This is a genomic window from Paenarthrobacter sp. NPDC090520, from assembly GCF_044769205.1.
Classification (GTDB): domain Bacteria; phylum Actinomycetota; class Actinomycetes; order Actinomycetales; family Micrococcaceae; genus Arthrobacter.
In genome coordinates this window covers 1-13,168 of record NZ_JBIVXM010000027.1, presented here as the reverse complement: position 1 = coordinate 13,168, position 13,168 = coordinate 1, and the positions used below count along the sequence as shown (strand labels likewise).

At 64.4% G+C, this 13,168-nt stretch carries 11 protein-coding genes; 4 read left to right on the top strand and 7 right to left on the bottom strand.

Annotated features, from left to right (window positions below):
* Positions 1 to 8: 8 nt before the first annotated feature.
* Positions 9 to 1,451: an alanine racemase gene (locus tag ACIQTZ_RS21815; RefSeq protein WP_402984007.1), complete on the bottom strand. Its 1,443-nt coding sequence runs from the start codon at positions 1,449 to 1,451 to the stop codon at positions 9 to 11.
* Between the two features lie 245 nt (positions 1,452 to 1,696).
* Here ACIQTZ_RS21815 and ACIQTZ_RS21810 point away from each other — a divergent pair, with 245 nt between their 5' ends.
* The 3 genes from ACIQTZ_RS21810 to ACIQTZ_RS21800 are packed head-to-tail and all read left to right on the top strand — an operon-like array spanning position 1,697 to position 3,871.
* The gene (locus ACIQTZ_RS21810) at positions 1,697 to 2,704 is read left to right on the top strand and encodes a sugar kinase (RefSeq protein ID WP_402984004.1); all 1,008 of its coding nucleotides are present in this window, start codon (positions 1,697 to 1,699) and stop codon (positions 2,702 to 2,704) included.
* Positions 2,664 to 3,470 (top strand): IclR family transcriptional regulator, encoded by an 807-nt coding sequence (locus ACIQTZ_RS21805; protein ID WP_402984002.1) that lies wholly within the window; start codon positions 2,664 to 2,666, stop codon positions 3,468 to 3,470. Before ACIQTZ_RS21810 ends, ACIQTZ_RS21805 begins: the two co-directional genes overlap by 41 nt.
* Positions 3,467 to 3,871: a RidA family protein gene (locus ACIQTZ_RS21800; protein WP_400332676.1), complete on the top strand. Its 405-nt coding sequence runs from the start codon at positions 3,467 to 3,469 to the stop codon at positions 3,869 to 3,871. Before ACIQTZ_RS21805 ends, ACIQTZ_RS21800 begins: the two co-directional genes overlap by 4 nt.
* Before the next feature lie 738 nt (positions 3,872 to 4,609).
* Here the strand turns inward: ACIQTZ_RS21800 and ACIQTZ_RS21795 are convergent.
* Positions 4,610 to 5,923 (bottom strand): LssY C-terminal domain-containing protein, encoded by a 1,314-nt coding sequence (locus tag ACIQTZ_RS21795; RefSeq protein ID WP_402983998.1) that lies wholly within the window; start codon positions 5,921 to 5,923, stop codon positions 4,610 to 4,612.
* 91 nt (positions 5,924 to 6,014) lie between these two features.
* Positions 6,015 to 6,371, bottom strand: coding sequence for a hypothetical protein (locus tag ACIQTZ_RS21790; protein ID WP_402983995.1), 357 nt, complete (start codon positions 6,369 to 6,371; stop codon positions 6,015 to 6,017).
* Positions 6,372 to 6,942: 571 nt separating this feature from the next.
* Here ACIQTZ_RS21790 and treS point away from each other — a divergent pair.
* Complete coding sequence (gene treS / locus ACIQTZ_RS21785) at positions 6,943 to 9,276, top strand: maltose alpha-D-glucosyltransferase (protein WP_402983993.1); 2,334 nt, start codon at positions 6,943 to 6,945, stop codon at positions 9,274 to 9,276.
* A gap of 135 nt (positions 9,277 to 9,411) precedes the next feature.
* Here the strand turns inward: treS and ACIQTZ_RS21780 are convergent, their stop codons facing one another.
* The 4 genes from ACIQTZ_RS21780 to ACIQTZ_RS21765 all read right to left on the bottom strand — a co-directional run bounded on the left by ACIQTZ_RS21780 (position 9,412) and on the right by ACIQTZ_RS21765 (position 12,857).
* On the bottom strand, positions 9,412 to 10,104 hold the full coding sequence (locus tag ACIQTZ_RS21780; protein ID WP_402983990.1) for a hypothetical protein: 693 nt from the start codon (positions 10,102 to 10,104) through the stop codon (positions 9,412 to 9,414).
* Complete coding sequence (locus ACIQTZ_RS21775) at positions 10,101 to 10,628, bottom strand: RNA polymerase sigma factor (protein ID WP_402983988.1); 528 nt, start codon at positions 10,626 to 10,628, stop codon at positions 10,101 to 10,103. The genes ACIQTZ_RS21780 and ACIQTZ_RS21775 overlap by 4 nt, the downstream gene beginning before the upstream one ends.
* A 296-nt stretch (positions 10,629 to 10,924) precedes the next feature.
* The gene (locus tag ACIQTZ_RS21770) at positions 10,925 to 11,287 is read right to left on the bottom strand and encodes a cupin domain-containing protein (RefSeq protein WP_387439283.1); all 363 of its coding nucleotides are present in this window, start codon (positions 11,285 to 11,287) and stop codon (positions 10,925 to 10,927) included.
* 106 nt (positions 11,288 to 11,393) lie between these two features.
* Positions 11,394 to 12,857 carry a PepSY-associated TM helix domain-containing protein gene (locus ACIQTZ_RS21765; protein WP_402983985.1) on the bottom strand — a complete coding sequence of 488 codons (1,464 nt, stop codon included), beginning with the start codon at positions 12,855 to 12,857 and terminating at the stop codon, positions 11,394 to 11,396.
* Between the last annotated feature and the right edge of the window lie 311 nt (positions 12,858 to 13,168).

The window sequence follows — 13,168 nt, the reverse complement described above, 5'->3', positions numbered from 1 at the left end:
GGTGGGTCCTAGAAGAAGGTATGGATGAGGTCGACGACGGTTTGGTCACCTGTGGTGGCGACCCCGCCCGTGGTGACTGTTTGGCCCTTGGTGGCGACCGCGCCTGGGGTACCCGCGCCGGGGGTGACTGCGTCGCCGGTAGTGCCCGCGTACTCAGTGGTGCCCGCGTACCCAGTGGTGCCCGTGCCGCCGGGCTCGCTGCTGGCCAGCACGGGGATGACGGTCCACTTGTCGAAGGCCGTGCACGGGTGGGACAGGCCCAGCCGGACGACGTCGCCGGGGCGGACCGTGGTGGTTTCGGGATCGAAGGTCATAAAGGAGTGCTGGTCGTTGACGGACGTGATCTCCGCGCCGACCAGGGTTTCCATGGGCCCGCCGAGGACCGGGCCCAGGAGCTGCGGCTCGGGAAGTCCTTCGTCGAAGGGGAGGTCGCGTTTGCCGGCGTCGAGGATGGCCAGGCCCGGTTCCGGCTGGGAAACGACCCGCGCCCAGCCATGCATTCCGGCTGTGAAGGGCTGGTCGCCTTCGCGGGAAAACGGCGAGATGCCGCGGTAGAAGCCGTCGTCGTGGATGATGTAGGCGCCGCTACGGATCATAAGGTCCACCGACGGACCCCCGGTTTCGGCCCCTGTGCTGATCGCCGGGGCAAGAGCCGTGACCACGTCATCGAAGTACGCGCTGCCGCCTGCAGTGATGATCACTGACCCCGAGCCGTACAACCCGGCCGCGAGCAGTTCCTCGTGAAGCAGCCGCATGTCGGCGAGATAGCCGCGGACGGCGGCCAGGCCGGCGTCGTCCGCTGTGTGCGCGAGCGAGCCTTCGTACCCGCTGACGCCCACCAGGCGGAGGTGCTCCGACGCGGCCACTGCCCGGGCGACGTCCATGGCGGCTTCCACACCACGGGCACCGGTCCTGCCACCGTGGGCTCCGAGTTCCACCAGGACATCCAGCACTGAGTCTGTGCCCGCGAGCGTGCCTTCGATCAGGGCAACCGTCTCTACCGAGTCCACCCAGGACAGGATGGTGGATTCCTGGGCCGCGACCCACTGGATCGCGTGCGGGTCTGTGAGGCTGTTGGCGAGCTGGAGGTTCTGCACCCCGAACTCGCGGGCCACGCGGAGCTGCGCGAAGTTCGCCAGCGTGATCCCCCAGGCTCCGCGGCTGAGCTGTTTGTCCCAGAGCTGCGGGGACATGGTGGTTTTCCCGTGGGGTGCCAGCAAGACGCCGCGCTCCGCACACCAGGCCGCGAGCCGGTCCGCATTGGCTTCGAGGGCGCGGGAGTCGAGGGTGAGCAACGGTGTCTGGAGATCGGCCAGCGTGTGCTTGTCGGCGAGGAACTCCGCGTGCGTGGTCCCGTTGGCCGTTGCGGGCACGGCTTTGTGCCGAAAATCGAGCTGGCGGTTGGCCAAGGCTGCCACGGCGGAGGCCGAGATTGCTTCGGAAGTGTTCACGCGTTGATTCCCTTCGCGGTGCTGCGTCTTTGGGGCGGCGGGGTTGTGTGTTCGCTGCTGCGATTGTGATTGCGTTGCGTATTTTGCAACGCTGGTTGCAAAGCTGCTGGTGATATGTCTAACATGGTGGCGGATTGAGAGTCAAGGCCGCGGCATGCTCCGCAGGGCCCCTCAAACCCCCGCGGATCGACTTGTCCCGCGGCGAAAACAACGCTGAAAACGCACTGATCGGGTACGGGAGTTACATGCTGTCTGCTGTTTGTGTTGGCGAGACCATGGCCATGCTGACCCCTGTCCAGGCGGTCCCCTTGCATCTGGCCACAGAACTCCACTGCGGAATCGGTGGCGCGGAATCCAACGTCGCCATGGGCTTCGCAGCCATGGGCCTGGACACGCACTGGGTGAGCCGGGTGGGCCACGACGGCTTCGGCACGCGCATCCTGAACGAACTGCGGGACCACAGCGTGGGCGTCTCTGGCGTCGAGGTCGACTCCGCGCGGCCCACCGGCGTGTACGTGAAGGTCCCGGCCCAGGAGTCAGACCCCGACGGCGGCAGCTCAGTCCTGTACTACCGTCAAGGGTCCGCGGCCTCGGCCATGGGACGGTCCTTCCTGGAGAATCCCGCCGTGGCTTCGCTGCTGGAAAACGCCTCGCTCATCCACCTGAGCGGCATCACCGCCGCGCTCTCCGCCGAGTGCTTGTCGCTGCTGGAGGCCCTGCTGACGGCGCCTCGCAAAGGCCGGACCATCAGCTTCGACATCAATTGGCGGGCTGCCCTGTGGGCCGGACAGGACCGCGGCGTCCTGCAGCGGCTGGCGAACCTGGCCGACGTCGTGCTTGTTGGGAAAGACGAAGCCGAACCGGCCTTCGGCACCAGCGACGAAGCCGAACTCCGCCGCCTCCTGCCGGACCCGAAGGTGCTCGTCATCAAGAACGAGGCGATCAGCGCCATTTCGCTCGACCGGAGCGGCACCCGGGAGGAAGTGCCCGCACTGTCTGTGTCCGTCGTCGAGCCTGTTGGCGCCGGTGACTCGTTCGCCGCCGGTTACCTTAGCGGCCTGCTCTATGGGCTCGGCCAAAAGGAAAGCCTGCGCCGCGGCCACGTAGCCGCTGCCTGCACCCTGACCGTGCACGGCGACCGCGGACCATTGCCGCCCGCAGAGCAGCTCTCGGCAATCCTCGATTCTTCGGATAGCGAATGGGCTGCTATCCATGTTGAAGGCGGACAATTCAACACCAGAACCGGAGCGTGACACCTTGAGCCAGAGCCTGATGCGGGCCATCGACCTGCTTGGCGAACTCGCCGCGAAACCAGCAACACTGGACGAGCTCTCGTCCAAGGCCTCCGTGCACAAAACCACGGTGATGCGGCTCCTGCACGCCCTCGAGGAGAAACGCTTGGTGGTCCGCGACGACGACCAGAAGTTCATGCTCGGCTCAAAGTTGTTCGAACTGTCCTCCCTCGCGCTGGAGCAACGGGACATCCGCAAGGTGGCCCACCCTCACTTGGCGGATTTGAATGGCCGCACCGGGCACACCGTGCACCTCGCGGCGTTCGAAGGGAACGAGGTGGTGTACATCGACAAGTTCGAATCGCACCACCCCGTCCGCATGTACTCGCGCATCGGCCTCACTGCATCGCTGCACTCGGCCGCTGTGTCCAAGGTCCTCCTCGCGGACATGCCGCGCAGCCGGCAGGAAAAGATCGCCGCGGGGTTGGATTACGTCAAAGTCACCGAAAACACCCTGACCTCCCCGGAAGCCTTGTTGGCGGAATTGGAGCAGGTCAAGAAGCAGGGCTGGGCCCACGACAACGCCGAGCACGAGGCCTTCGTGCACTGCATCGCGGCCCCCATCCGCGATGCCAGCGGTGCCGTGGTTGCCGCAGCCTCTTGTTCGGTACCGGTAGTAATGCTCAGCTATGAAGGCTTGCTTGAGCTGCTGCCCGACCTCAAAGCCAGCACCGAGGCCATCTCCAACGACCTCGGCTGGATCAGCCACGAAAGGAACTCAGCATGAGTGAAAAGACCGTAGTACTCACCGAAAACGCCCCCGCCCCGGCACACGTGTTCTCCCAGGGAATCAAGAAGGGCGGCATGTTCCAGGTCTCCGGCCAGGGCCCCATGGATCCCACCACCAACCAGTACATCGGCGACGGCGACGTCCGAGTCCAGACCCGCCGCACCTTGGAGAACGTCAAGGCCATCCTCGAAGCCGGCGGATCCTCCGTTGAGGACGTCCTCATGTTCCGCGTGTACCTCACCACCCGCGACGACTTCGCCGCCATGAACGAGGTCTACGGCGAGTTCATCCGCGAAAACGTCCCCAGCGGCCTGCTCCCGAGCCGCACCACGGTGTTCGTCGACCTCCCGCACGAGGTCATGCTGGTCGAGATCGACGCCCTCGCCGTCACCGCCTGACCCTCTCTCACCAAACACCCCCTTCCGGGCGTCCCTCTCTCACCAAACACCCCTTCCCGCGGGACGCTCTCTCACCTGCTGAGATAGCGGCCGACGGCGGCACTCGACTTGAGTGCCGCCGTCGGGGGTTTAAAGGGTCACCGGCTGCGGGCGGCGCGCCGCCACGACCCACTTTGAAGGCCAAAAATAGCCAACACGCCGCACTTTCCAGCGAACTCGGGTACACACGGCTTCAAAGTGGGTGGCGGCGGCCCGGGCGACGGCGGCACTCGACTTGAGTGCCGCCGTCGGGGGTTTAAAGGGTGACCGGCTGCGGGCGGCGCGCCGCCACGACCCACTGTGAAGGCCAAAAACGGTCAACACGCCGCACTTTCCAGCGAACTCGGGTGCACACGGCTTCAAAGTGGGTGGCGGCGGTACGCCCATTCAGGAGTTTGGGCTAATCCCGAGGGGTTTCAGAAGGCTGCTTGGTCCCTCGACGGGTCAATCCAAGGATCAGGAAAGTCGCGCCCATGGATGCGAAGGCTATCCATCCAGGGTTGCCGAGGATCAGCAAAAGTGACTCCCAGGATGGCAAAGACGATGCCAAGGGGCAGGAATGCCTTGTCTCCGGAATTGTTCTTCTTGGCCGACGGCCCTGACGTGGTGTTCGTGTCCCCATTCACCTTTGTGAGGCTACCTCAAAACGCGGTGACCATTCCGTTGCGGCCCAACCATGGCCTGTTGGGCAACCCCGGACTAGCGGGGCTGCGACGTTTTCATGGGAAGGGCCGGGACGGCCGGGACCCGCTGGCGCTTCGCGAAGATCCGCGCACGCTGGCTGGACAGGGCCAGCAGCACCAGGATGTCCGTGGCCAAGCCCGCTAGTCCGGCCTCGAGGGTGATGCTGGTAGTCCCGGTGGAAGCGTCGATCGCCTGGACCAGGATGGAGACCGAGCTCAAACCCATGGCGATCACCCGTGCACCGTTGCTCCCCAGGAAGATCCTCCAGGCCAGGAACACCTCCCCCAGCCCGAACACCAACACAACTATCCCCACAATGGTGACTGCCGCCGTCGTGGTTTCCGGATCGGCGGGAGCGTCGCCGAGGGTGAGATCGGCGAAGACATCGGACGAGGTGAAAAGCGTGACGGCGAGCGCGAGTGCCGCCAAAGCCCTGACCACCACCAGAACGGCGCCCATGGTGGTGGGGGCTGGGCGGCGGTCGCGGCTGTCCGTCGATTTGGGCTCCTGCGACGACGGGACGGAGACAAGCCGGGCGTCGACGACGGGAAGGTCACCATCGGTGGAAATGGAATCGCCGCCTCCATTGCGCGAGTGGTAACCCGTGGAGAAGTCCTTGATCACGTGAACGCGGACAGAGGGCTCGCCCTCGGAGACCGTCCGGACAATGTGGTCGCGTTCCACGTCGGTGTTCTGCTCGATCTTGTGGGTGATCTGGAGCGTGAAGAGGGAGAATCCGACGCTGCGGTCGTAGGTTCCGGCGGCCAGCCAGTCCACCTTGTGCCCACCCGGCAACATCCAGCCGTCGGGGCATCGCCAGAAGCGGACGTGGTGCCGTTTGCCCGGGTTGTTGTCCACTTCCTGTTGGTAAGCGAAGTCCTGTTGCCGGTCGAAGAGATACAGGGGGCTGACCGGGGCCTGTTCATAGCTTTGCCGCAGGATGGTGGAACTGATGATGCGGCGGCTGCTGGCGAACGTGACGTCGTCCGCGATGGTCCAGCCTGCGCGGCGCATGATGGCGTGGACCTGGCGTTCCTTACCGAGGAGCGCCACGTTAACCGGATCGCCGAGCAGGCCGTCGCTGGTACGGGCACGGCCAATGAAATAGCCGGGCACGTAGATGGTGGTCAGGATCCGGTGCAGGCGTGGCAGGAGCAGGTAGGCCAGGAACGCCCAGAACACGAGCCATGACCAGAGCTGGCCCCAGCCGAGCTGGAAACTCTCACCTACCAAGAGGAAAGCGAGCCACACCGCCCCGACACCGCCGAGAACGAAGAACCCGCGGTCCAGCCACGTGTCTGTGGCCTCCTTGCTCGGCGCCTTGTACATGAAAGCTCCCCCGGTTGCGTTCCTTAAGCTTCGCCGTTGCGGCTGGGGTTGTACATGGCGATCGCTGACGCAGCCAATTGACCGGCCAGACTCAGCTGGCGATTTTGTGATGGCGTTGCAGCAGAAGGTGAACAGCCTCCCGGACCAACGCGCTTTGACCCTTCCCCGTTTCCCTGATCAGGTCGTTGAACGCTTGGTACTCCTGCTCGGAAATCCGTCCACGTACCGTCGGAGAAGGGCCAGCGGACTGCCGCTGGCCCACTTTCGGACGCCCTGGACGCAGTGCGGCCTCAATGGCCTCGTCACTCCCGAACTCGCGCAAGAGGAAGGACCTGCCGGCCGCGGCCGCATCCGCGCCATGAAGGGCAGTACCGATCCCTTGGACCTCCGTATCGGGATCGCTCAGACGCTGCGCCAGTGCCTCGTAGTCCATTTCATCTCCAGCCATCTGGGTGCTCCTCTCGGAATCGACTGAACTTTGGTCCTAATTGCATTGCGTGAAAGATGGAAGACTCTCTGCCATCGCCGAACTCATGAACCAGAATCTCAATCTCCCGGTCCGTTTGGGCGTGCTCCGGACCGACGTAGAGAACTATCCTTCCCTCCCTAACCGGCTCGTCCAATTCATGCACGAAGCTCGCGTTCAAGATCGCGTAGATCTGGTCTTGGCGCGAAACTCCATGCTTCTCGCTCGATGGTTCCCAGCGGGGTGCCATTACCCATCCTACTATTTTGTAGCCATTAATTGTAGCAGCATTCTATGGACGACCGGCCGGTCTCAGCTGGCGCGTGGCCCGCTATGTGGATAACCCGTCCAGGGTTCGAGTTCGCGCCCGCACCATCAACGACTGGCTACATGGCTGCGTCCGCTTGCGTGAAGACTCACTTCTCCCCAAGGTCGACAAACAGCTGCCAAGGATGCTTAGCATGAAGACGCCCGGCCACACCGGGTACGTGACCTCTTGAACGACCCCTCGGACGGTCGCCGTTGACGCGGCGGCCACGTAAAGGAGAAAGCTGTGCGGGAGCCTGTAGTCAGCGAGAGTGTGTCGGAAACCAGCGAGGGACCGGCGGAGGCGCCCGTGGAACCTGTACAGGCACCGGATCCATCGGCGGAAACACCGGCCGAGGAATCAACCGAGGAGACGCAGACCGCCGAGATCACCTTCGACGAGCAGTTCTACCCCGCACGCCCCAAGGCACTCAGGCCGATCGCCCGCCGTCGTCAATTCTTTGCCGCCCGGCCCTCATTGGAGTTCGACGGCCTTAACAAAACGTACGTGGACTGGCTCCGGAACCAGTCCATGCTGGGGGACGCGAACACCATGGCGCGGCAGCTGTCCGGCCAGGCGAGCATGTGGCAGAACGCCTACGCCCGGCCCAACCCGAGGGCGGCCGTGGAGAAGGCACCTGTGTGGTTCACGGCCTATCCGCTGTCCTTCATCACCCGGGAGAACCAGTCGTTCCTGGCCGCCCTCGGAGATCCGGAACTGTGGAAGGCCTTCCGGGAGATCGGTATCCGCGGTCTCCACACAGGCCCCGTGAAACTGGCCGGCGGCATCAGCGGCTGGTCCCAGACTCCGAGCGTCGACGGGCACTTCGACCGGATCAGCATGGCGATCGACTCCGCGTTCGGCACGGAGGAAGAGTTCCGCCAGATGTGCGAGATCGCCGCGGAGCACGATGGCACGGTGATCGACGACATTGTCCCCGGACACACGGGCAAGGGCGCCGACTTCCGGCTCGCCGAGATGAACTTCCGCGACTACCCCGGCATTTATCACATGGTGGATATTCCCGAGGAGGACTGGCACCTGCTTCCTGACGTACCCGAGGGCAAGGATTCGGTGAACATCAGCCCGGAGGCCGAGCAGGCCCTGCAGCAGGCCGGGTACATCATCGGCCGGCTCCAGCGCGTGATCTTCTACGAACCCGGGGTGAAGGAAACCAACTGGAGTGCCACCCGTCCCGTCGCGGACACCACGGGCCAGGTCCGCCGCTGGGTGTATCTGCACTACTTCAAGGCCGGGCAGCCGTCCATCAATTGGCTGGATCCAACCTTTGCCGGAATGCGTCTGGTGGTGGGCGATGCCCTGCACTCGCTGCTGGACCTCGGCACGGGTGCCCTTCGCCTGGACGCCAACGGGTTCCTCGGCGTGGAGAAGAGTGCCGAGGAACAGCCTGGTTGGTCCGAAGGCCACCCCCTGTCCGAGGCTGCCAACCAGCTGATCGGCTCCATGATCCGCAAGGTGGGTGGGTTCTCCTTCCAGGAACTCAACCTGACCATCGACGACATCAAGGCCCAGTCCGAGGCCGGCGCGGACCTTTCGTACGACTTCATCACCCGCCCCGCGTACCACTACTCCCTGGTCACGGGCGATACCGAGTTCCTGCGGCTGACCCTTCGCCTGGCCATGGAGATCGGCGTGGACCAGGCGTCCTTGGTCCACGCCCTGCAAAACCACGACGAGCTCACCTACGAACTCCTGCACTTCGCCGCTGGACACCGTGATGACGTATTCGAGCTAGGGGGCGAGGAACTGACGGGCGCCGAGGTTGCGGAAAAGGTCCAGCAAACCCTCCGCGAGCGCCTGACCGGCGAGAGCGGCCCCTACAACGCCCTGTTCACCACCAACGGCATTGCCTGCACCACGGCGAGCTTCATCATGGCTGCGATCGGCATCCAGGATCCGGACTCTGTTACGGCCGAACAAGAGACCCAAATCCGCGATGTCCATGTGCTCTTGTCCATGTACAACGCGCTGCAGCCGGGCGTGTTCGCCCTCTCCGGGTGGGACCTCACCGGCATCATCGCCCTTCCCCGCGACGTGGTGGGCGAACTGACTGCGCAGGGCGATACCCGCTGGATCAACCGTGGCGCACATGACCTCATGGGCACCCGTCCGGACGCCGTGAAATCCGCGGCAGGGATGCCCCGGGCACGCAGCCTTTACGGTTCATTGCCGGAGCAACTCAAGGACTCCGGTTCCTACGCGCGCCGTTTGCAGGAAATCCTTCGCGTCCGCGAAACGTCCGGCATTGCCACGAGCACGCTGTTGGACGTGCCGGACGTTTCCAACCGCGCGTTGCTGGTGCTGGTCAACCAGCTCGGTGACGGGAACCTGGAAGTCACGGTGCTGAACTTCTCTGACCAGGACATCGCGGGCAGCATCCAATCCCCGCACCTGGTTCCGGGGGCCACTGTCCACGACCTGTTCAGCAGCTCGGACGTAGGCCAGGTGGACGACCTGCACAGCTTCTTCCTCGAGCTCGGCCCTTACCAGGGCACGGCTTTGGTTCTGCGGGAGCCGGAGGCTGCGGAGGAAGAGCCAGCCGCCGGGACACCCAACTGAGTCGCAGTTAAAGCCGTTTTGAGCCGGTCATAACGGTCTCAATTGCCACCCAGTTGGGGACGCGCACGACGTCGGCACCTGGGTGGGTGCCGACGTCGGGCTCTGCTGTTGGTCGCCTGTGAAGCGGCGGGGTGATTACCGGACCGGGTCCCAGCTCTGGACCAGGAAGGCCCAACCGCTCGGAGCGCATGGTCCCGGATCGACTTGATTGCCGCCGCCGCCGAAAGCGAATTTTTCGCCGATATTCAGAATCGTCCCATTGGGAAACACCACTCCGGTTTCAGTGATCTTTGTCCCCCGGGGAAAGATGAGCCCATCCTCGCTGCTTTCGCTGACGAGGCATCCAGCACTGTTCAGGCCCAGTGTTCCTCCGTTGAGCGCATCCATGTGGAAGTCTGCTTCCGGGTTGTTGGCGACGGCAGCTTTGTTGCCATTGCCGCCCGTGACGATGTGATGGTCGAACGTTGGCATCCGGCCCGTGAGTTCGGGCAGGGGCGGAAGCTCGTTTGGGTCGGGCGTCGAGGTGGCCACGGGTGAGGTGGCAGCAGGTTGGGGCTGCCCCGTCTGCGGGGCAAACACCCCGGACACCGCAACGCCGGCAACCACGGCAACCGTCGCGGCCACCAGGCCAACCCCCGCCGCCCTTCGGATCCTGCGTGTGGAGGACTGCTTGTGGAACTGTTCAACTGAGCCGGCCACGGTGAGTTGCTCCGCGTCGGCGAACCTGACGGCGAGGCTCCTCTCCCGGCTCAGGGCCAGCTCTTCTTCCGTCGCCGCCAAGGCGGGATCGGCTGCAGCCAGTCGCTCGAGGGCTTGCTTGGTGCTCATTCGTTGACTTCCTCTGCAGCGTGGTCGGCCAGAAGCAGCCGGCTGAGTTGTTTGCGGGCCCGGTGCAGACGCATCCGGACGGCCGTAGCGGTCAGCTGGAGCAGTTCCGAAATCTCGGCGGAGCTGAAACCGTCCCAGTAGGTCAGGAGAAGAACCTCGCGTTCCTCCGGCTTGAGCCTGTCCAACGCTTCACGGACCCCTTCATCATCAGAGCCCAACACCTGCGTCCGCTGCATCTCCAGCAGTTCTGTGAGGTTGTTCGAGCGAAGGTTGGCGCGGTAGTGGTTGCGGAGGACGTTCCTGGCGATGCCGAACACCACCAGCACGGAAAGTTCCTGGTCCTGACGGGTCTTCTCCCACGCAATCCTGAACACCTCCGCGCAGAGATCCTCGGCTGTGGACGCCCCCTCTGTCCGGCGGCGGAAGTACTTATAGACCTTGTCGTGGCAGGCCGCGTGTGCTGCCAGGAAATGCTTCTCCCTGGCCGACTCCACACGATCTCCTTGATCCGTCTTCACGCTCATAGCCGGTTAATGTCCGGCAGTCAGAAGAATGTAACCAACTTTGCGGAAGTTTGGGCGATCCCCGTTCCGTCACCACCTACTTTGGCCGCCAACCCCGGCGGCCTGCCGTGGTTTAGCGGCGTGTCGGCCCGGGTGGAAGCCAAAGTGGGTGGTGGCGGCACGCCCACGCGACCCGCACCCAAGCAAGGTCAGTGGTGGCGGCACGCCCACGCGACCCGCACCCAAGCACAGCGAACGACGGCGGGAGGTTCCCGCCGTCGTTCGCGTTGTGAGGGTGTGCTGCGATGAAGAGGTGATCAGGAGTTGAAGATCACGAAGAACTTACGGATGCGCTCCTTGATGTCCCACGTGCCCTGCCAACCGATGGGGAAGAAGGCCGCATTGCCGGCCTCAACGGTGACGGGCTCCTTGCCGTCTTCGGTGACAACCATGCGGCCTTCAAGGACGTGGATCACTTCGCCGCGCTCCAGGAACTCCCAGCGGGACAGCCCCGGGGCTGCTTCCCACACGCCGGAGAGGATGCGGGAATCGTCGCTGGCGAAGGGGACTGCCATGCGCACCGCGATGTCGTCGCCCAAGACCTCGGCGAACGGCTGGCCAAGGAGGGACTTCTCGAGGTCCGTCTCGAAGAGTTCCTTGGGCTGGAATGTAGTGGCCATGTGGCTCTGCCTTTCTGCTGGCACCGCTTCTGTGCGGCTGCTGGTGGATGGATTCCGCGGGTTGCTATCCATCCTGCGCGGTATCCATCGAAGCTAAAACCCTCAATCAGGACTGTTTTACGCTATCCCTTCGGGCAGGCCTCTCCCGCCGTCGGAGTTCGCCCACCACTGCGTCCACAACAACGAACACCAGCAAGCTCCAACCCAGCAAGGGCAGGAAGAATCCCACGGCCACCATCACCGTGATAGCGGCAAGGACGCCCACCCAATGCCCCCGCAGGAACGCACCACGGGGAGCAGCCCGGCCCACTGCCAAAGAGCCGCCGCGGGTGGGACGCCGCCTCCACCACATCACGTAGCCCCACACCACCATGGCCGCCAAGCCCAGTGCCACAGCCAAAAGCAGCAACTGGTTCGCGAGCCCGAACAACAGTCCCATGTGCGCTGCGATCCCCCAACGGGTGAGCTTCGCGGCGAGATTGAAGTCGTTGAAGTCCAGGCGGTTGGTGATCTGCCCGGTGGACGGATCGACGGCCACGGCACTGGCCGACGCCGGCCACTCCCTCCCCGCCTCAGTCACCGACCACGCCGTTCCCGGCTTGGTGGAGGGCTTGATGTCGACCATCGGCGCCTTGACGATGTCTGCGCGGGCGGCACTGGTCACGGAATCAAATAAGGCTGGATTGAAGGTTTGCTGAACCGCACTCGTACTGCCACCAGCGCCAGCGGTTCCGTGGCCCGAGTGGTCGCCACCCGCCGTCGTTCCTTCCCCTGTCAGCGACGTCTTGAGGCTCGGGGTGGTCCAGTCGAGGGCAGTCCGCAGCGTACCTACGTTGGCCCCTGCGTTCGCGGACCACGTCAGGCCAGTGGCCGAGAGGAACAGGAAGGCCAGGAGCATCACGGTTCCCGTGGTGCCGTGCAGCCACACGGTACGGGCTCGGCCGGTCCGCTTTCGCGGTGCACCCTGGCGTTTGCGGCGGATGCGCTCGATCCACAGCAGCAGTCCGCCCAGGGCAATCACCCACAGCCACGACGCCGCGAGCTCACTGTAGATCCGCCCGGGCTCGCCCAGGTTCAACGAACGGTGAAGGTTGGAGATCCACGTCCGGATGGGCATCGAACCGCTGCTGCCGTAGGTAGGCAGGTCGCCGCGGATTTCGGCTGTACCGGGGTGGACGAAGACGGTCCGGTACGTCGATTCTGCCAAGGTCGGGTCAGCAAACAACACCCGGGTGGTGTCTTCCGGCCCCGGCGCCGGGCGCACGGTGACGGGAACCGCGCCGCCGGCCAAGTCCATGGCCGCTTTGACCTGGGTGGACAGCGGCAACGGGTTCGCAACAGCCGGGACGCGCAACTCCTTGGCATAAAGGACCGGCTCCAATTGCGGTGCCATGGCGTACAGACCGCCGCTCAGCGCCGCAACCAAGAGGAACGGCCCGGCGAGGATCCCGGCGTAGAAATGGAGCCGGAGCAGGAAGGCCCGGAACCAACCGCTTTGGGGCGGCGTGTGCTCAGGATTTGGGGATGGCGTGTTGGAGGCCCCGACTGGGGGCTTGGCGAGAAGAGTCATGGGATTTTCCTTAAGGAAGATGGTGGCGCGTCAACGCACGACGGCGGCGTGGAGCGACTCGGGCGCGCGGCAAGCACCCGGAATCCGGAAGCGAGCCAGCGGCGCCGAGGGTGCTGCAAAAGCGCGTGGCAGCCGCACGTGAAAGCACGACGGCGGCGCGGCGCGACTCGGGCGCGTGGTTTACCCAACTGGGTCGCATTTGTGCGCGTTTTGAGGGCTTCGAATCATGCGGTGATCGCAACACCCGATTATTGAAGGGTGTCGATTGCCGTGGTGAAGTTCTCGAATCGTTTGGTTTCTGAGGTTGTTCA